The sequence below is a fragment of the Xanthomarina arctica genome (assembly GCF_014638915.1).
GTDB classification, from domain to species: Bacteria; Bacteroidota; Bacteroidia; order Flavobacteriales; family Flavobacteriaceae; genus Xanthomarina; species Xanthomarina arctica.
Genome location: NZ_BMFQ01000002.1, coordinates 974,040 through 994,215 on the forward strand (window position 1 = coordinate 974,040; position 20,176 = coordinate 994,215).

At 32.0% G+C, this 20,176-nt stretch carries 20 protein-coding genes and 1 other RNA gene; 12 read left to right on the forward strand and 9 right to left on the reverse strand.

Translation table 11 applies throughout. From position 1 onward, the window contains the following. Positions 1–34 precede the first annotated feature (34 nt). The 6 genes from gcvT to IEV77_RS10755 all read left to right on the forward strand — a co-directional run bounded on the left by gcvT (position 35) and on the right by IEV77_RS10755 (position 5,756). Entirely contained in the window at positions 35–1,117 is a 1,083-nt protein-coding gene (gene gcvT, locus IEV77_RS10730; protein WP_188464585.1) for a glycine cleavage system aminomethyltransferase GcvT, read from the forward strand. A 3-nt stretch (positions 1,118–1,120) separates the two neighbouring features. After that, positions 1,121–2,035, forward strand: a complete 915-nt coding sequence (locus IEV77_RS10735) for a glutaminase (RefSeq protein ID WP_188464587.1) — start codon at positions 1,121–1,123, stop codon at positions 2,033–2,035. A 26-nt stretch (positions 2,036–2,061) separates the two neighbouring features. Then, positions 2,062–2,895 carry a sugar nucleotide-binding protein gene (locus IEV77_RS10740; protein WP_188464589.1) on the forward strand — a complete coding sequence of 278 codons (834 nt, stop codon included), beginning with the start codon at positions 2,062–2,064 and terminating at the stop codon, positions 2,893–2,895. A gap of 53 nt (positions 2,896–2,948) precedes the next feature. Further along, positions 2,949–3,239: a 4a-hydroxytetrahydrobiopterin dehydratase gene (locus tag IEV77_RS10745; RefSeq protein ID WP_188464591.1), complete on the forward strand. Its 291-nt coding sequence runs from the start codon at positions 2,949–2,951 to the stop codon at positions 3,237–3,239. 215 nt (positions 3,240–3,454) lie between these two features. After that, positions 3,455–4,177: a YebC/PmpR family DNA-binding transcriptional regulator gene (locus IEV77_RS10750; protein WP_188464593.1), complete on the forward strand. Its 723-nt coding sequence runs from the start codon at positions 3,455–3,457 to the stop codon at positions 4,175–4,177. A gap of 112 nt (positions 4,178–4,289) precedes the next feature. Beyond that, positions 4,290–5,756, forward strand: a complete 1,467-nt coding sequence (locus tag IEV77_RS10755; protein WP_188464595.1) for a carboxypeptidase-like regulatory domain-containing protein — start codon at positions 4,290–4,292, stop codon at positions 5,754–5,756. Between the two features lie 144 nt (positions 5,757–5,900). On the opposite strand, the gene IEV77_RS10760 is transcribed toward IEV77_RS10755, so the two are convergent. From IEV77_RS10760 to IEV77_RS10780, 5 genes are all read right to left on the reverse strand, one after another. Continuing rightward, entirely contained in the window at positions 5,901–6,449 is a 549-nt protein-coding gene (locus IEV77_RS10760; RefSeq protein WP_188464597.1) for a 1-acyl-sn-glycerol-3-phosphate acyltransferase, read from the reverse strand. Between the two features lies 1 nt (position 6,450). Next, positions 6,451–7,533: an iron-containing alcohol dehydrogenase family protein gene (locus tag IEV77_RS10765; protein WP_188464599.1), complete on the reverse strand. Its 1,083-nt coding sequence runs from the start codon at positions 7,531–7,533 to the stop codon at positions 6,451–6,453. 26 nt (positions 7,534–7,559) lie between these two features. Beyond that, entirely contained in the window at positions 7,560–8,264 is a 705-nt protein-coding gene (locus IEV77_RS10770) for an HAD family hydrolase (RefSeq protein WP_229736649.1), read from the reverse strand. Between the two features lie 76 nt (positions 8,265–8,340). Beyond that, positions 8,341–9,069, reverse strand: coding sequence for a 3-deoxy-manno-octulosonate cytidylyltransferase (kdsB, locus tag IEV77_RS10775; protein ID WP_229736650.1), 729 nt, complete (start codon positions 9,067–9,069; stop codon positions 8,341–8,343). Between the two features lie 112 nt (positions 9,070–9,181). Continuing rightward, on the reverse strand, positions 9,182–10,609 hold the full coding sequence (locus IEV77_RS10780; RefSeq protein WP_188464887.1) for an ATP-dependent DNA helicase: 1,428 nt from the start codon (positions 10,607–10,609) through the stop codon (positions 9,182–9,184). Between the two features lie 123 nt (positions 10,610–10,732). On the opposite strand from IEV77_RS10780, the gene IEV77_RS10785 reads away from it, so the two are divergent. The 3 genes from IEV77_RS10785 to IEV77_RS10795 are packed head-to-tail and all read left to right on the forward strand — an operon-like array spanning position 10,733 to position 12,829. Then, a complete protein-coding gene (locus tag IEV77_RS10785; RefSeq protein WP_229736651.1) occupies positions 10,733–11,467 on the forward strand; it encodes a hypothetical protein in 735 nt (244 codons plus the stop codon). Beyond that, positions 11,451–12,272, forward strand: a complete 822-nt coding sequence (locus tag IEV77_RS10790) for a DUF3822 family protein (RefSeq protein WP_229736652.1) — start codon at positions 11,451–11,453, stop codon at positions 12,270–12,272. The genes IEV77_RS10785 and IEV77_RS10790 overlap by 17 nt, the downstream gene beginning before the upstream one ends. Next, positions 12,272–12,829 (forward strand): RsmD family RNA methyltransferase, encoded by a 558-nt coding sequence (locus IEV77_RS10795; protein ID WP_188464601.1) that lies wholly within the window; start codon positions 12,272–12,274, stop codon positions 12,827–12,829. Before IEV77_RS10790 ends, IEV77_RS10795 begins: the two co-directional genes overlap by 1 nt. A gap of 44 nt (positions 12,830–12,873) precedes the next feature. On the opposite strand, the gene rnpB is transcribed toward IEV77_RS10795, so the two are convergent. Next, positions 12,874–13,198, reverse strand: an RNA gene (rnpB, locus tag IEV77_RS10800) — RNase P RNA component class A. A gap of 254 nt (positions 13,199–13,452) precedes the next feature. Here rnpB and dnaX point away from each other — a divergent pair. The 3 genes from dnaX to IEV77_RS10815 are packed head-to-tail and all read left to right on the forward strand — an operon-like array spanning position 13,453 to position 16,440. Continuing rightward, complete coding sequence (gene dnaX / locus IEV77_RS10805; protein WP_188464603.1) at positions 13,453–15,201, forward strand: DNA polymerase III subunit gamma/tau; 1,749 nt, start codon at positions 13,453–13,455, stop codon at positions 15,199–15,201. 56 nt (positions 15,202–15,257) lie between these two features. Then, positions 15,258–15,827, forward strand: a complete 570-nt coding sequence (locus IEV77_RS10810; protein WP_188464605.1) for a hypothetical protein — start codon at positions 15,258–15,260, stop codon at positions 15,825–15,827. A gap of 31 nt (positions 15,828–15,858) precedes the next feature. Further along, positions 15,859–16,440: a MiaE family protein gene (locus IEV77_RS10815; RefSeq protein ID WP_188464893.1), complete on the forward strand. Its 582-nt coding sequence runs from the start codon at positions 15,859–15,861 to the stop codon at positions 16,438–16,440. Between the two features lie 55 nt (positions 16,441–16,495). Here the strand turns inward: IEV77_RS10815 and IEV77_RS10820 are convergent, their stop codons facing one another. The 3 genes from IEV77_RS10820 to ppk1 all read right to left on the reverse strand — a co-directional run bounded on the left by IEV77_RS10820 (position 16,496) and on the right by ppk1 (position 20,093). Beyond that, on the reverse strand, positions 16,496–17,023 hold the full coding sequence (locus IEV77_RS10820; RefSeq protein WP_188464607.1) for a porin family protein: 528 nt from the start codon (positions 17,021–17,023) through the stop codon (positions 16,496–16,498). Positions 17,024–17,119: 96 nt separating this feature from the next. Beyond that, positions 17,120–18,025: a Ppx/GppA phosphatase family protein gene (locus IEV77_RS10825; RefSeq protein WP_188464609.1), complete on the reverse strand. Its 906-nt coding sequence runs from the start codon at positions 18,023–18,025 to the stop codon at positions 17,120–17,122. Position 18,026: 1 nt separating this feature from the next. Then, the gene (ppk1, locus tag IEV77_RS10830) at positions 18,027–20,093 is read right to left on the reverse strand and encodes a polyphosphate kinase 1 (protein WP_188464611.1); all 2,067 of its coding nucleotides are present in this window, start codon (positions 20,091–20,093) and stop codon (positions 18,027–18,029) included. Between the last annotated feature and the right edge of the window lie 83 nt (positions 20,094–20,176).

Below are 20,176 nucleotides of genomic sequence, written 5' to 3' on the forward strand. Positions count from 1 at the left end.
GGCAGGCAGGCACGGGAATGAAAAAATATCTTCAATGAAAAATATTGCTTTATCATCTACACACGAAGCTCTTGGAGCTAAAATGGTCCCTTTTGCTGGTTATAATATGCCAGTTCAATATGAAGGCGTAAATATAGAACACGAAACCGTTAGAAAGGCTGTAGGTGTTTTTGACGTATCGCATATGGGAGAATTTTTAATTGAAGGACCTCACGCTTTGGAGCTCATTCAAAAAGTTTCAAGTAACGATGCTACCAAATTAACAATTGGAAAAGCTCAATACAGCTATTTACCAAATGATGATGGTGGTGTTGTAGACGATTTACTTATTTATAAAATTAAAGAAGAAACGTATTTATTGGTTGTAAATGCAAGTAACATAGAGAAAGATTGGAATTGGATTTCATCTAAAAATGATGTTGGTGCTCAAATGAAAGATTTAAGTGAAGATTATTCGCTTTTAGCCATTCAAGGTCCAAAAGCCGTTGAAGCCATGCAAAGCTTAACGAGTCATAATCTTTCTGAAATAAAGTTTTATAATTTTATAGTAGGCGATTTTGCCGGAATAGAAAATGTTATTATTTCTGCTACAGGTTATACAGGTAGTGGCGGTTTTGAAATCTATTGCAAAAATAGTGAGGTAAAACAAGTTTGGGATAAAGTTTTTGAAGCAGGAAAAAACTTCGGAATAAAACCTATTGGTCTTGCAGCAAGAGATACTCTCCGTTTAGAAATGGGTTATTGCCTTTATGGAAACGATATTGATGATACCACATCTCCTTTTGAAGCAGGTTTAGGTTGGGTAACTAAATTCACCAAAGAATTTACAAACTCGAAAGCCTTAGAAGCGGAAAAAGCTCATGGTGTTGAAAATAAATTGGTCGCTTTTAAATTAGACGAACGTGGTGTTCCAAGACAAGGATACGATATTGTTGATGGTCAAGGAAAAACTATTGGCCGCGTAACTTCAGGAACGATGTCTCCTTCATTAGGTATTGGAATTGGCATGGGGTATGTCCCAAAAGTATTTGCTGATATTGATAGTAAAATTCATATTCAAATTAGAAAAAATGCTGTTCCAGCAACGGTGATAAAACTTCCATTTTACAAAGGATAATGTATGATTGATTACCAAGGTATTTTAAATAACATCTATCAAACTGTTATTCTAGAAAAAGACAAAGGCGAGATTGCCACGTACATTCCAGAATTAGCTAACGTAGATAAAAATGCTTTTGGAATCCATTTACACCTTATTTCTGGTGAAACTTTTTCGGTTGGAGATTCTGAAAAGAAATTCTCCATTCAGAGTATTTCCAAAGTTTTAAGTTTGGCTTTAGCAATGTCTAAAGTTGGCTCTGACATTTGGAACCGTCTGGATGTAGAACCTTCTGGAAACCCGTTTAATCATTTGTCATTATTAGAATTAGAAGAAGGAATCCCTAGAAATCCACTAATCAATTCTGGGGCTATTGTTATTGCCGATGTTTTGGTTTCTGTATTAGACAACCCGAAAGAAGATTTCTTAAATTTTGTAAGAGACCTTACAGGAGACTCTAGTATTGATTATGATCTAAAGGTTGCATATTCAGAAAAAATAACAGGTTATAGGAATTACGCGGCTGCCAACTTACTTAAGTCCTTCAATAATTTAGAAAATGAGGTAGATGATGTATTAGATTTTTATTTTCATCAGTGCTCATTAAATATGACCTGTGCTCAATTAACGAAAGCTTTTTTTGTCTTTGCTAATAAAGGAAAATGTCTATTAGAAAAAACCAGACTTACTAAAAGTCAAGCCAAACGTATCAGCGCTATAATGCTTACTTGTGGTTTTTACGACGAAGCAGGAGAATTTGCTTTCGAAGTTGGACTTCCAGGAAAAAGTGGTGTTGGTGGTGGCATTGTAGCCTTACTACCAAATGAATTTGTTATTTCTGTTTGGGCTCCTGGTTTAAACGAAAGAGGTAATTCTAAATTGGGAATGCAAGCTCTTGAACAATTTACCACAGAAACCAATCAATCTATATTTTAATTACAAATCTTCCGTTTTAAGCTTATATGAAAGAAAGAGAAGATAAACATCGTGTATTAATTTTAGGCGCCAGTGGCTTTTTAGGAAATGCTATTTACAAAGAACTCTGCTCCTATTTTAAGACCTTTGGCACCTATAATACTGAAAACTTAGTTTTTGAAAAGAACAAACATTTATTTCAATATAACGTCGAAGAAGACGATATTTTCGACATTTTAGAAGCTGTAAAACCTACTATAATTATTTCTGCGCTTCGTGGCAAATTTTCGGCTCAAGTAATTGCTCATTCGCATATTTGCGATTATTTAAAATCTCGTCGCGAATGTAAACTCATTTTTCTTTCATCTGCAAACGTGTTTGATGGTTACAGCAAATATCCTAGTTACGAGCAGGATAAGACCTTAAGTCATAGTGTTTATGGGCATTTTAAAATCAAAATAGAAAACATGCTTATGCGCTTACCTAAAAGACAGGTTGCTATTGTAAGATTACCAATGGTTTTCGGAGCGCATTCGCCAAGAATTCAAGAAATTAAGGAGTTTATAATTAATAAAGAACCTATTGAAGTGTTTCCTAATCTGGTAATGAATGTGACTTCAGATTTTAAATTAACACAACAAATCCACTACATTATTAACAGAAATAAAACGGGGATTTTTCATTTAGGAAGTACCGATTTAGTACATCACGATGAATTTATTGAAGACATTATAAAAACTATTGGAGATTACAATCCGCTTTTTAAACAAGTGTTTACAACCAACGATGAAAGGTATTTGGCTGTTTTACCAAAAATTAATTTGTTACCAAAACATCTTCAATTAACAAGTTTAGAAATTATAAATGAATTGCTTGTATAATTGATAATTTCATCTAAAAAGAGTAATTTTATTCATATTAAAATGGAAACAAAATGAGCAAATTAAGAGATCAAGACATTGAAAAAAAATTATTGCGTTTTCCTGGTTGGGAATATTATGAAAATGCAATTCATTCAGAATTTGAATTCGAGAATTTTAAGGATTGTTTTAGTGCTATGAGCAGAATTGCTTTTGAATGCGAAGCGTTAAATCATCATCCAGAATGGACTAACATCTATAATGTCTTGACTATTTCTTTGTCAACACATGATGCTGGAGGTGTAACGGACAAAGATTTCAAACTAGCGGAAGCTATAGAACTGATTGTTGAAGTTCAGGAATAGCAAGCAGTTTACAGTAACAGTCTTCAGAGTAGATTTGTCTTACTAGAGGTTTATTGCTATTTAAGATAATTGCATGACAATAATAAATACTTTAGTAATTGAGAATTTTCTTTATCGAATCGGTCTCAATGACCTTATTTTTTTAAATTTGTCAAACAAACTAATTATTAAAAGAGATTTCCACTTTCGTGGGAACTAAAAATAAAATTTTTTAGATGGGAAGAGCTTTTGAATTTCGTAAAGCACGTAAAATGAAACGTTGGTCTGCCATGAGTAAAGCTTTTACTCGAATTGGTAAAGACATTGTAATGGCTATTAAAGAAGGTGGTCCAGACCCGGCAAGTAATTCTAGATTACGAGCGGTGATACAGAATGCCAAGGCCGTTAACATGCCGAAAGATAATGTGGAACGCGCTATTAAAAAAGCAAGTGATAAAAGTCAAGGCGATTATAAAGAAGTTATTTTTGAAGGTTATGCACCTCATGGAATTGCCATTTTAGTAGAAACTGCAACCGATAATAATACAAGAACTGTGGCTAACGTTCGTAGTTATTTTAATAAATGCGATGGTAGCTTAGGAACTTCTGGTTCCGTTGTTTTTATGTTCGACCACACTTGTAATTTCAGAATTCCAAATGAAGGATTAGATCCTGAAGAAATGGAATTAGAATTAATAGATTTTGGAGCTGAGGAAGTTTTTGCAGACGATGATGGTATTTTAATTTACGCACCTTTTGAAAGCTTTGGAGCCATTCAAGCAGAATTAGAATCTCGTGAGATTGAAATTCTCTCTTCGGGTTTTGAGCGCATTCCTCAAGTAACTAAAAAATTAACTCCAGAGGAAGTTGTAGATGTCGAAAAATTACTTGAAAAGTTGGATGACGATGACGATGTACAAAACGTCTATCATACTATGGAAGAGAGTGCTGAAGAGTAGCTTTTTCAAAATATATTCATAAATATTTCTAAAAATCCCAAACATATCGTTTGGGATTTTTCATCTTTATAGGTAACAAACCAACACGTCAATCGTTTTAAAAATAAAACCCATGCTTAAAACAACTTTAACCATTCTATTTATATTTGGTTTCATCTATTTTGGATTTTCGCAACAAGTTTCCGGAAAAGTCCTAACAAAATCTAATGAACCTATTCCTTTTGCTACCATTCAAATTGGTCCAAATTATGGTGTTATTACTAACGAAGAAGGAAATTTCTCTATAGAAACCCAGGGATTTACAGCTTCTGATTCTGTTTATATTTCATGTTTAGGCTATGAAAAAATAGGTTTACTCCTTCAAGAATTTTCTTCAAAAGAGTATAAATTATCAGATCAGGTCAATGAACTTCATGAAGTCTATTTAACCAATAAACCCTTAACAATAGATTCTATAATGCTTTATGTCAATAAAAACTTAAAGAGGAATTATAAAAGCGATTTGGTTTCTTACGATATCTTTAGTCGAAGAACCGAGTATATTATTGGTAAGGATGCTAATTTTGAAATAGATAAATCCACTGGTTTTAAAAAGAAGCAATTGGAAGCATTTAATAAAGATTTGGATGGTTTAGAAAAATCGTTATTAACTAATAAATCGAAGCAATACACAGAATTTGTTGGTTCTATAAATATTAAGAATGAAGAAGATTCAAAATTAGAAGTTGACAAAGCCATTAGATTATTGGACGAACGCAATAACCAATCTGTTGAAATGCTTACTGATAAAGCCAAGGATATTGTGCTAAAACATCTAGATAAAGACAAAATATATACTGTTAAATCCGGTTTGTTTACCATGTCCGATTCCGTGTCTTTAAATGAAGATAGAAGTAAAGTTGAAGACACTTTTAATTCTTTAAAATTTATCAGGAATATGGTTCATAAAATGGTAAATGATTATGCCTTTTCTTCAAAAACCATTTTAAACTTTATAACAGATACCAAAAAATACGAATACGCAATTAAGGATATTACCTTTATAGGTAATGAAATGGTTTATGTTATTAGTTATGCTCCACGTAGAAGTTCGGCCGATTTTGAAGGTACTTTTTACGTGTCTAATGAAACCTTTGCAATTTTAAGAGCAGATTATAAATTTGCAAAAGGGCGGATTGGAGAAAAGTTTAATTTAAAATTCCTTTTAGGCGTTAAATACATTGAACAAAATAAAAATGGATTTGTAATTTATAACAGAAATGAAGATGGCTACTATTATCCAAATTACATGACAGACCAGCTTGAAAGATATTTTTATGTAGATAGACCTATTAAATTTAAAGACAATAACAGTAGCGAAAAAGTGTCTTTCGATTTTAAGGTTGAAGGTATCTTTAAAGAGAAGAACGAGATTCTAGTTATGGGAGAAAAAAACATCACAGCTTCAGAATATGCTGCTACCACTGAGAAACGAAAAATAGATTATGAAACTCTAAAGGCTTTCGATCCAGAATATTGGAAGGATTATAACGTTTTGGAACCTTTAAAAGAAATGAAGGACTTTAAAGTTATAGATTAGATTCAACCAATCATAAATTAAAAAAGCTACTTCAAAGGAAGTAGCTTTTTATATTAGTATATGTTTCTTTTTAGGGACAAAAAGTTTACTTTATGTTTCATCTACCAACCTTATCTTAATCTTTTCAAAATTTATGCCAAACACCTAAGAATACTCTGGTACTTTACCAACTACTCCTTCAAAAAACTGTCTCATATATTTAAAATCAGCTTCCATATCGTCCGTTGTATAAAATGGTTCGGATATTTTATTCTGTTTATTCTTAAAATCTAGAGTAAACATAATAATAGGCACATTAGCCGCTTTAGCTATATAATAAAAACCTGTTCGCCATTCGGTTACTTTTTTTCTAGTTCCTTCTGGAGCCAGCATTAAGCGGAACTCGTCATTCTGATCGAATAGTTTAGCAATGGCTTGGACTTTGTTTTGACCAGATTTTCTATCTATTGGCCTACCTCCTATGGATCTAAAATAATAGCCCAACGGCCAAGTAAAAAGTTCTTTTTTACCAACAAAATTAGATTGGATCCCTATTACTTTTCGAAGTAACAACCCTATATAGAAATCATGCCAACTAGTATGTGGCAAGGCTATTAGAACAGCTTTTTTAACAGTGTCTTTAGACATGTTTGTATTGCCCACCATTTTCCAACCTATAATTTTGAAATAAATAAATTTAGCAAGTTTCCGCATATTACATTTTAAGATATAGTTCCTTTAGCTTGTCGCGAGTTATGGTTTTTTTCCAATGTTTTCCAAGAGCATTTTCCCATAATGGTTCTAAGCTTAAAGCCACATCTATCATAATATCGAATTCCTTATCGGATAAGTTTGAGCAAATTCCTTTTGGAATTGTTATATTATGCTTTTCACGCATAACCTTATACATGGCAACACCTTCAGGGTAATATTCTTCTAAATGTTCAAACACAATACAATTACCTACGCCATGTTTTACTCCTAGCAGATAACCTAAGCCATAACTCATGGCGTGTGCAACGCCAACTTGTGAATAAGCAATACTCATACCTCCATGCCATGAAGCCATCATTAACTTATCATTAGATTCATCTTTGCTTAAAGTGTCTTCTAAAAAAATCTCTTTACATAATTCTAATGCCTTTTCGCCGTAACTTTGACTAAACGAGTTTAAATAAGTTCCATTTAAAGACTCTATACAATGAACATAGCAATCCATTCCTGTATAAAACCATTGATCTTTAGGAACATCTTTTGTTAATTCCGGATCTAAAACAACTTGATCAAAAGGCGTGAAATCACTATTAATTCCTAATTTTCTATGAGGCCCAGTTAGAATGGTGGTTCGAGATACTTCGGCTCCTGTTCCAGATATTGTTGGGATGCCAACATGATAAATAGCCGGTTTTTTAACTAAATCCCAACCTTGATATTCTTTAGATTCACCCTCGTTAGTTAACATAATGGAAATAGCTTTAGCAAGATCCATAATGGTTCCTCCTCCAATGCCTATAATTCCAGATGGTAGTGCTTTATAGGTTAGAATAATCTCTTCAACAAGTTCATCTACTTGAGATGTTTTCGGTTCTTCATTTGCTGAAATATAATATATTTTATCATCGTAAGACAATGGAATTCTTGAAGTCAACCAAGAATTACCTTGAAAAACATCGTCCACAATATATATAAATGGTGCTTTGACGTTTAATCTTTTTGGAGAAAGAATATCTCCTAATTGATTAAAACTACCTCGTCCAAAAACCACTTTGGACACCATTGGGAAATTTTTATAACTCATGAATATGGAATACTAAAATTATCAAATTAATTTAATAATGGTAAAATATCTAACAAACTTGCCACTGTTTTATAGGTTTTACCATTGGTTTCTTTTTCATCCACCTGTTCGTGAGCCCAAGTTGTATGAAATGGCACATGAATAGCGTGCGCCTTAATATTTACTAAAGGTAATACATCTGATTTTAAAGAATTTCCAACCATTAAAAATTCCGATGGCTTAATATCCAAATGATTTAAAAGTTTGGAATAATTAACATCTTGTTTATCAATCAACACTTCAATATGATGAAAATAGTCTGTTAAACCAGACTTTTCCAACTTTCGTTGCTGGTCTAGTAAATCGCCTTTTGTTGCTAATATTAATCGGTATTTAGTTGAAAGGGTTTTTAAAACTTCTTCCACTCCATCAAGCAATTCTACAGGTTTGTTAAGCATGTCTTTCCCAATATCTAAGATGGTTTGCATGGTTTTATTGGATACATTATTATTAGATAATTCCAAAGCCATCTCAACCATTGAAAGCACAAAGCCTTTAACACCATAACCATAAAGAGGCAGGTTTTTCATCTCCATTTTAAAGAGTTCCTGGTCTATTTTGTTTACAGTTTCGAATTGAGATAATAAGTTTGCAAAAGCTACTTCGGCATCACGAAAATATGTTTCGTTTACCCAAAGCGTATCATCTGCATCAAAGCCAATAACTTTTATATTTTTGTACTCTTCAATCAAATTTATTTCAATCTTAATTTAATATTTCTAAATTTATTTTTGCTTATTGGTAGATCCTTTATAAGGAAGAACGTCCTTATTTCCAAAGCTTCTTTGCTCGTTCTAAATCTTCAGGAGTGTCAATTTCCACGCCCTGAACATCTGTTTCTACCATTTTTATTTTTTTGCTATATTCTAAATAACGAATACATTCTATTTTTTCTGAAGCTTCTAAGGTTAGCATTGGTAATCTATAAAAATCCAATAAAGCTTCTTTTCTAAAAGCATAAACACCTTTGTGTTTATGATATTTTACATCAATAGTTTCGTCTCTTGGATAAGGAATTGGACTTCTTGAAAAATAAAGTGCAAAATTATTTTTATCCACAATTACTTTTACGGTATTTGGATTTTTAATTTCGTCCCAATCGGAAATATGAACCATTAGAGATGCTAAATCTATTTCTTTATTTACATCGTCTTTAAAAACCTCAATGAGTTTTTTTAATGAAGATACTTCTGTAAATGGTTCGTCTCCTTGTACATTTACCACAATATCAATGTCCATATGCTCGACTGCTTCTGCTATTCTATCGCTTCCACATTCATGTTCTTTTTTACTCATCAGGGCTTTCCCTCCATGATTGGTAATTTCATCGAAAATAATCTGACTATCGGTTACTACAAAAACATCGTCAAATAACTTGGTGTTTACAGTAGCTTCGTAAGTTCTTCTAATAACAGATTTGCCTCCCAAATCTTGCATAAGTTTGCCTGGAAAACGAGATGCACTATAGCGTGCAGGAATCATGGAAATTATTTTCATCAAAGATTTTATTATTAATTCAAAAATAGGATTTTTAAAAGATATATAACGACTAACTTCAGTGAAATTTTCGCCTTTTCAATATTCTTCTATAGGCAAGCCTACAACTGATTTATTCTTCAGTAAAAAATTCATCTTTAAAACCAATGAGGTACAATTTATCTTTAGCTCGAGTTACAGCAGTGTATAACCAACGTAAATAATCTTTTGTAATGCCATCCGGTAAATAAGGCTGTTCTACAAATACCGTATTCCACTGCCCTCCTTGAGATTTATGACAAGTTATGGCATAGGAAAACTTAACCTGCAAGGCATTAAAATATTTATTATTCTTGACGCTTAAAAACTTTTTATAATTACTAGTTTCATTTTCATAGTCCTTCATAACTTCTTGATAAAGTCTGTTGGAATCTTCATAGGTAAGCGAAGGAGTTTCTGCTGAAATGGTATCGAGAAGTAACACGGTTTCAAATGGTGCCATTTTAGGATAATCAACCATTCGAACTTTCACTTCAGCAAAACGAAAACCATACAAATCAATAATATTAAATATTTCTAGGACCTGAATAATATCTCCATTGGCAATAAACCCAGCTTCAGTAGTAGGTTTTATCCAAAAATAATTATTCTTAACAACCATTATAAAATCTCCTGTTGTTAACTCATTTTCATTAAATAAAATTCGGTTTCTAATTTGTTCATTATATAAATTGGCGCGCTTGTTACTTCTTACTATAATGGCTGTTTCCTCATTGCCTAATTCACTATAGGCATCATTTATAGCATCCATAATTTCATAACCATCCGTAAGCCTAATAATATCTGTATAACCGTTTAAATTAAACTTAAAAGTGTCGAAAAAAGTATCTGTAATGGCTTCACGCAAACTCGTAGCATTAACCAAAATTCCAGAATCTTGCTCTTGCCTAACTACTTCGTCCAACTCCATCTTAGTAACTTCTTTGTTATAGTTAAGACTTAACATGTTTTCATCTAAAGCAGGACTTAAATCTAATTTAACTGGAGGTAATTGAGCTGTATCTCCAATTAATAAAAGCTTGCAATTAGAACCAGAATAAACATATTGCATTAAATCGTCTAAAAGGGAGCCATTTTCAAAAAATTTGGATTCTCCAGGAGTATCTGGAATCATGGAAGCCTCATCAACTATAAAAATGGTGTTTTTATGCTTATTAGGTTGTAAAACAAATTTTACACCTCCTCCTTTATCTTTTTTTGGAAAATATATTTTTTTATGGATGGTAAAAGCTTCTTTCCCAGAATAATTGGAGATTACTTTTGCTGCACGACCAGTTGGAGCCATTAGCACCGCACGCTTCTCTGCCTTCCATAAATTAGACACAACAGTACCAATGATGGTTGTTTTCCCTGTTCCAGCATAGCCTTTTAATAAATATAGTGCATTTGGCTCCTTACTAAAAATAAACTCCGAAAGTTGTAATAAAACAATTTCTTGTTTTGATGTAGGTTTGAATGGAAACTGCTGTCTTATAAGAGAATAAAATTCCGAAGAGGTCATGAAAGATGTTAATTTATTAAATTTCATCAAATATAGGAATGATTTTTTCGTCCTTTGGTTTTTACGATTAAAAAAAAATTGTAGATTTGCGTTACACCTTAATAAAATTTAATAACTGACACTATGTTAAAAATAATTCTTATAGCTGTTGCTGTAATAGTAGTTACAATTGGTTTAGTATGGCTAATTGACAAATTTATCCCTTCTAAAGCAAAGCCTGTTTTGACTATCGCTCTCTGGGCTTTAATTTTCTTTTTGGGTTACCTGACTTATATGTCTGTTTACGAACCTATTCAATTTAACAAAGTAAAGAACAAACGTTATGCTGTAGTAATTGAGAAGCTTATTGATATTAGAGATGCACAATTGGCTCATCAACAAGTAACAGGTCAGTTTGCTCCTAATTTTGAGAGTTTGGAGAAATTTCTAGACACGGCACAATTTACTATTACCCAACGTAGAGATTCTACTATTATAGATGAAGAATTAACGAAACGTTATGGTGGTGTTGAAACTACTAAGGAAATTACAATTATTGACACCTTAGGTTTTAAATCGGTTAAGGATTCATTATTCAAAAACTCTGATAGATATAAAACCATGATGAATGTGCCTAATACAGATGCACAATTTGAAATGCAATCAGGTGTACTAGAAGAAAATGATATAAAAATTCCTGTTTTTGAAGCAAGCGTTAAGAAAAGTATCATCTTATTTGATCAAAACAAATCTTTAATTGATCAAGAAAACCAAGTTATAGCGGTTGATGGTGTTAATGGAGATGCATTAAAAGTAGGATCAATGAACGAAGTTAAGACCATTGGAAATTGGCCTAAAACTTATGGTGATAGCGAATAATACTGATAAAGTAATAACTAATCTAGAATTGTCCATTCAAGTAAGTTTGAATGGACTTTCTTTTTGTATTCTAAATCGACAAACAAATAGCATTACTTTTTTAAAACATTTTGAAAAAGACAAAAAACTTTCGCCTTTTGAAGCTTTAGATTTTCTAAAACATCTATTCAATACAGAAGAAGAATTAAAAACACCATTCCATAATGTGCACGTTATTTATGTGAATGAATTGGCTACTCTAGTACCAAAACCTTTATTTAATGAAGATTTTTTAGCAGATTATTTAAAGTTCAATTCCAAAATATTAAAATCGGATTTTATTGCTTACGATACGATAGACATAAACGAAAGCGTGAATGTGTATGTGCCATATGTGAACATTAACAATTATATTTACGACACTTTTGGAACTTTTATCTACAGTCATTTTTCATCCATACTTATCGATAAGATTCTACAGATTGAAAAACATGCAGACAATTTTAAACTCTATGTAAACGTTAATAAAGACCATTTTGAAATTGTTGTAACTAACAAAGGACAATTAACATTGTATAACACCTTTGACTATTCGACTAAAGAAGATTTTATTTATTATATTTTATTTACCATTGAACAATTGAAGCTCAATCCTGAAAAAATAGACCTTGTGCTTTTAGGATGTATTGATAAAGATTCAGATTTATTCGAAATACTTTATAAATACATTCGTCATGTCCATTTTGGCAAAAGATTAGATTCCTACCTTTATACTAACAATCCAAAATCTAATTATTCAGATTTTGTACTAATACAAAGTTTTTAATGCGCATAGTTTCTGGAGAATTTAAAGGCAGACGGATTACTGCTCCTAAAAAACTTCCTGTTCGTCCTACCACAGATATGGCTAAGGAAGCTTTATTTAATATTTTAAACAATCTATATTATCTTGACGATATCTCTGTTCTAGACCTTTTTTCAGGAACAGGAAATATAAGCTATGAATTTGCGTCACGTGGTACTAAAGATATTGTTTCAGTAGATCAAGATTATGGCTGTATTAAATTTATTAATGAGACAGCAATTAGTTTTGGTATGACTATTCGAACTATAAAGAGTGATGTTTTTAAGTTTTTAGAAAAATCGACACAAAAAGCGACTATTATTTTTGCCGACCCTCCTTACGAATTCTCTTTGGAATATTTTACCAGAATTCCTGAGCTTGTATTTAAAAACAACCTATTAGAAGAAGGCGGTGTTTTAGTTGTAGAACATTCGAAACACACCGATTTATCTAAAGTTGAAAATTTTAGCTATTCCAAAAGTTATGGCGGAAACATGTTTAGCTTTTTTAATGCCGAAAGTAGCGACGAAGAAGAATAAATTATAAAACAAATCCCAAATAGTATACACTAAATGGGATTGTTTATTTAAGCAAATCTATAAGCCGAATTCTGTACATTCTCTATTTATAAAATAGAAAAGCCCTTATCATTTATCTGAGCATACTGTTACCAGCACACTTTAGCTGCCTACCCTCCAACAATCGAGCGTGCCGCCCTCAAACGTTGGTATACATGACATTGCACCACATAGAGTTTACCTGGTTTCACTACAGCATTACCTGTACATACTTTCTGTTGCACTTTTCCTAATCTCACGACTGGTGGCCATTAACCACTATGTTGCACTACGGTGTTCGGACTTTCCTCCATCCTGAATAAACAGGACAGCGATAAGGCGATCTGCTTCCTGCAAAGTTATGTAAAAGTTATAAGTACTAAGAGTTAAAAGTGTCTAAAGTTATAAGTACTTAAAGTTAAGTGCGACTAAAGTATTTTTAAAAACCAACTTTAGGCACTCTAGACACTTTAAATACTTTAGGCACTTTTTTTGTTAATAACTCCTATTAAATTTAGCTTTAAAATCAACTTATTTTAAGCTGAATTTTTAACTTTGTTACAAGATCAATTAGCATCTTGAATGCTAAATTAAATTAGGTAAAATTGGAACACTTTGTAGTATCTGCGCGTAAATACAGACCTCAAACGTTTAAGGACGTTGTTGGGCAGCAAGCTATTACAAATACCTTACTGAATGCCATTGAAAACAATCATTTAGCACAAGCATTATTATTTACAGGTCCTCGTGGTGTTGGTAAAACAACTTGTGCACGTATTTTGGCTAAAATGATTAATAGCGATGGTACAGAAAAAGTAGATGAAGATTTTGCTTTTAATATTTTTGAACTAGATGCGGCTTCTAATAACGGTGTAGACCAAATTAGAGAATTAACAGATCAGGTTCGTATTCCACCACAAGTAGGAAAATACAAAGTGTATATTATTGATGAAGTTCACATGCTTTCTCAAGCGGCTTTTAATGCCTTCTTGAAAACCCTAGAAGAACCACCAAAACATTGCATTTTTATACTTGCAACTACAGAAAAACATAAAATTATTCCAACCATCTTATCGCGTTGTCAGATTTTCGATTTTAAACGCATAACCGTTAAAGATGCCAAAGAATATTTAAAATTTATTGCTCAAGAACAAGGCATTGATGCAGAAGACGACGCACTTCATATCATCGCTCAAAAAGCAGATGGCGCTATGCGTGATGCACTTTCCATTTTTGATCGTGTGGTTAGTTTCTCTGGAAAACATTTAACCAGACAGGCAGTTACCGAAAACTTAAATGTTCTTGATTACGAAACCTATTTTACAAGTACAGATTATATACTTGAAAATAATATTCCTGCCTTGTTAATTCAATTTAACAGCATTTTAGCCAAAGGTTTCGATGGACATCATTACATCGCTGGACTGGCTTCTCACTTTAGAGATTTGCTGGTTTGTAAGAATTCTGAAACCATTGAACTTTTAGAAGTTGGCGAAGACACCAAAGATAAGTACCTGATTCAATCTAAAAAAGCATCGCAACCATTTTTACTGCATGGCATTGAACTTGCCAACGATTGTGATTTAAAATTTAAATCCAGCAAAAATCAACGGTTACTTGTTGAATTATGTATCATGCAGCTTGCCTCTATCACTTTTGATGGAGAAAAAAAAAATAGCAAAAACTTCATAATTCCTGCCAGTTATTTTATTAAAAAAGGAATTAAGCCTATTCCTGTTGCTGTTCCAAAAAAACAACAAGCTGTAGCTGAAAAATCAGAGCAAAGCACTTATGCCCAAGTTGCAACAAATGCAACTTCGGTTTCTAAGAAAATAGCCGAAACTGTTACACAAGAAACTTCTGAAATTCCAAAAATTACTTTAAACAGTGGGAAAAAAGCAACTTCAGGACTTTCACTTAAAAGTATTCAAGCAAAAAAAGACCATCAAATAAAACAAATGGAAGTTGTTGTTGATGAAGAAAATTTACCAACAGATCAGTTTACCAATGAAGTTTTTATGTCCTACTGGAGCTCCTTTGTTAAAACATTGGAAGAAAAAGGACAATTTAATTTGGCTTCCATACTTTCCATAGATACTCCAAAAGTAGTTGGAACAACTATACATTTAGAATTCCCAAATGCCACAAACAAGGTAGAAGTTGAACGTCAGCAATACGACTTGATGATGTTCTTAAAAAAAGCCCTTAATAATTACGACCTTCATTTATCCATAGAAGTTAATGAAGAAATGGAAAAGCAATATGCTTATTCATCCATGGATAAATATGAAAAATTATTAGAGAAAAACCCAGCCATAGAAACCTTACGAAAAACATTCGATTTAGATATTTAACTTGAAAAAAAAGAATAAAGAGAAAAGAAAATAGAATCATTTTAACAGAATTTATTATGTCGAAATTTATATTATTACTTGTATTTATTGGAATAGTTTCTGTGAGTTGCGATGGCAGAGATCGTGTTTATAATAACAACTCAGCCGTCTTGAAGGAAAACAAGCTGTTAGATTCTTTTTCTGAAAGCATAACTTATATTCCAGAAACATATACGGAAGTTGTTACTGATACCATTTTAAGTAATGGTTTTCATATAAAAATGAAAACATATTCCAGCATGGAAAAAAGTGTTTTAAATGAGTTTAAACAAGACACAATAAACCATAAAGAATATTACAGAGAGTTTATTTCGGAAGTGATTATCACTAAAAATTCAATAGAAATTTTTAATAAAAAGGTGGACAAACAGTTTTTTGAAACTATAAAAAACGACCTTCAATTAAACAATTCCATTGTGAAAATTATGGTTGACGAATCTTCATCTATTGAAAAGGATCGTATTGTTTTGTCGGCTATGATTCAGAAAACAAATAGTAATAAAGTGACTTTTTGTGACATCGTGATTGATTCTGAAGGAAAGTTTGAACTAAGAAAAATCAATGAGCTTTATGCTTATTCTAATTAGTTAATTTTAAAAAATGACTAAACCAAAAATCATGTTAGGGTTGAAATTACCAACCGACCCACGTTGGGTAAACATAGTAGAAAAAAACATTGAAGACATTCTAACAGACCATGCTTATTGCGAGCAAAAGGCGGCAAGTACTGCCATTTCTCTAATTGTAGGGTTTCCGGAATACACAGAGCTTGTTCAAGAAATGATTGCCTTAGTAAAGGAGGAAATAAGCCATTTTAAAATGGTTCATGATCGCATTATCGAAAATGGTTGGATTTTAGGTCGCGATAGAAAAGACGATTATGTTTTACAATTGATTACTTTTTTCCCAAAAGGAGGAAGTAGAACTACTCAATTAGTACATAGATTGCTTTATGCTGCCTTAATTGAAGCCAGAAGTTGTGAGCGTTTTAGACTGCTTTCAGAAGAATTGGAAGATAAAGAACTGGCTGAATTCTATAGAAAATTAATGGTAAGTGAAGCCAACCATTACACCATGTTTTTAGGTTTTGCCAGACAATATGGAGACCGAAAAGAAGTGGATGAAAAGTGGCAAAACCTTCTTGATTTTGAAGCAAATATCATGAAAGACTTAAGCAAAAAACAAACCATTCATGGATAAAAAAAACTCCGATACTTTTTTAAGATATCGGAGTTTTTTTTGAAGTTTTAGATAATTATATTTTTACACCAACACCTATTTGAATGTTGCTATTTTTTGCTTCATAGTAGGAATCGTCATCTATAACATTTGTAAATCCGTAGGAATATCTGGCATCGATGAAAATGATATCAGTAATAAAAAATTCCACACCTCCTAATGCCGAGAAAGCAAAGTTTTTATAACCATCTTCAAACTCCCATACTTTAACACCAACCATTGGACCAGCTCCAACGGAGAATCTATCGCCAAATCTATATTTCAGTAATATTGGTAACTGTATGTAATCTATTCTTAAATCTTTACTTTTTGCACCTTCGCCTGAAAATTGGAGTTCTGGAGCAATACCAAGGGTTTCCGATAAATCATATTCAGCAAAAAATCCAAAAGCAAAACCGTTTCTATGCGTATTTTCAAAATCTGGATTAGGTTTAAAATCTAAGTTGGAAATGTTTAAGCCTGCACGAACACCAAACATGCCTTCTTGAGAAAAGGAATAGTTTGCACAAATTACAAAGGCTATAAGTAGTATTGTTTTTTTCATAGTAATATAGTTTAATAATAGTTTCGGGTTTCTAATGAAGCTAATATATACGTTTTACCGAAAAGTAAAATATATTAAAGATTAAATGTATACTTTTTACTGTGTATTGCTAGAAACCGTATCGTAGTAGATGCTTTTTATAATGCCATCGGACAAACCAATTTTAGGCACGTAAATGTCTTTAGCTCCACTCCATTTCATGGCAGACAAATAGATTCTAGTAGCAGGAATAATAACATCTGCACGATCTTGATTTAAATCCAATTCGGTAATACGTTCTTCGTAAGAATAAGATTGTAAGGTATTGTAATAGGACGTTAAATAGAAATAGGTTAAAGGTTTTCCTAAAGGTTTTCCAGAGATTTTAAATATTTTATTAATGTTTCCACCGGAACCAATGACATCAATTTTTTCGAAGGCATCGGTGTTTTTCTTAATCCAGACTTCTAATTCGTTCCATGTTTCTTTTTTAACAATATCGTTCAGCAATCTAACGGTTCCTATTTTAAACGACTTAGATGTCACTGTTTCTCCTTTATTTATAACTGTAAATTCTGAACTCCCGCCACCAACATCAACATATAAGTAGGTTTTATTCTTATCTATATAAGAGTTCAAATCCGTAGCCGCAATGATGGCCGCTTCCTCTTCTCCTTCAATAATATCTATTCTAATTTTCGTTTTTTTATAGATTAAGGCCGAAATCTCTTTCCCGTTTATAGCCTCTCGCATAGCTGAAGTAGCACAAGCCTTATATTTTACCACATTATGCGTTTTCATTAATAATTTAAACGCTTTCATGGTATCTATCATTCTTTCTATGTTGAAATCTGAGATGTTCTGATCCAGGAACACGTCCGCGCCTAAACGAACTGGTACACGAACTAGAGAACTTTTTTTGAAACGCGCTTCCTTTCCTTTTTCTTCTATAATATTAGCTATTAGCAATCTAACAGCGTTTGAACCAATATCGATAGCGGCATATTTCTTTATTGAAAGCATATTAATTTTCTAATTTTTTTAAATAATAATCATACAAAGCAAATTGTGATCTTACTTTAGGCAACTTATTTTTTCTGTATTCATTTTTTCGAGATTCGTCTAGAATTCTAGATTTTACGTTATCGCTCCAAGAAATATTAAAAGTATCTATAAGCTCTTGTTTGATGTCTTCATCCAAAATAGGACAGCTTACTTCTACCCTATTTTCTATGTTTCTAGTCATAAAATCTGCTGATGAAATATACACTTTTGGGTTATTGTTATTACAGAACATATAGAGCCTAGTATGCTCTAAAAATTTATCGACTATACTAATAACTTCAATGTTTTCACTCATCCCTTTAACTCCAGGAATTAAACAGCAAATCCCGCGAATGATCATTTTAACCTTAACACCTGCTCTACTTGCTTCATATAGTTTATCTACCATATTAAAACTTGATAAACTATTCATTTTTAATTGAATATATGCCGGCTTGCCTTCTTTTACATTTTTAATTTCAGTATCTATAAGTTTAAAAAAACCTTTCTGAGTGTAATGTGGCGAGGTAATAATGTGCTTATATCTGTATAATTTATAGTTAATCTCAAAGAAATTAAATACTTTATTTATATCTTTTAAAATACTTTGATTTGAAGTAAACAAGGTATAATCTGTATATATTTGAGCCGTAGATTCGTTAAAATTTCCAGTACTTATAAATCCGTAGCGCTTTAATTTATGATTTTCTTCGCGCTCAATGACACACATTTTACTATGTACTTTTAAACCTTGAACACCAAAAATTAGATTAATGCCTTCAATTTGCATTTGTTGGGCATAATCTATGTTTGCTTGTTCATCGAAACGAGCTTGTATTTCCATAGAAACCGTTACTTTTTTACCGTTTTTAACCGCATTAATTAAAGAACTAGCTACGTGAGAAATTTCAGCTAATCTATAAATGGTAATTTTTATAGTTTTTACCGTTGGATCTAAAGCGGCTTCTCTTAAAAACTTAACCACATAGGAAAACGTTTGATAAGGCGCATAAAGCAAATAATCCTTTTTAGCAACACTTTCGAAAATACTAGCTTCTAAACTTAAGTTTTTAATTGGTAAAGGTTCAATTTTATTATAAAGTAAGTCTGTTCTACCCAAGCTTGGAAAAGCGATATAATCTCTTCTATTATGGTATCGTCCTCCAGGAATAATACTATCGTGAGAATCGATTCCCATTTTAGACATTAAGTAGTTTAAAGTTTCAACATCTATAGTTTTATCGTAAACAAACCGGACAGGTTCTCCTATTTGTCTATGTTTAACGCTATCCGAAATTTTCTCCATAAAACTCTTACTTAAGTCGCTTTCAAAATCTAATTCAGCATCTCTAGTAATTTTAATCATATGAGCAGAAATACTATCGTATTTGAAGATATTAAAGATATCGTCTAAGCAATATCTCAACAAATCGTCTAGCATTATGATATAGCTTTTATCATTTTGATCTGGCAAAACCACAAAACGATCCAAGCTTTTTGAAATTTCGATTAAAGCATATTGATTAAGTTTCCCATTATTTAAACCCATTTTAACGGCTAAATATGAGGCACTATCTTTTAAATTTGGTAGGTCCACTTGATTGCTTAAAATTATGGTAACCAATGCAGGACTTACTTTTTGGATATAATATTGCTTAATAAAATGTTTCTGTTGCGTCGTTATTTCATTTTCTTTTATAATGAAAATATTTTCTTTCTCAAGTTCGCTTTGAATATTGCTTAAAATCTCTAGACTTTCGCTTTGCTGTTCAATAACTATTTGGGTAATTTCTTCAAGAAGCTCTTTAGCTTTAATGCCGCCAAGTTCACTTTTAGCTCCTTTTCCTGCTTCCACAATCCGTTTTACAGTTGCGTATCTTACTTTAAAAAACTCATCTAAATTGTTCGAAAAAATACCAACAAATCTTAATCTCTCAATTAATGGCACATTTTTATCTTCGGCCTCTTGTAAAACTCTGGCATTGAACTGCAACCAGCTTATTTCTCTATTTATATAACTATTGTTAAGTTTTTCACTTTTTGTCATTAAATGGTATTTATATATTACAAATATATTCTATTAGTATGAAATACCGAATACAAAGGCTTCATACTTATTGGAAATTATTA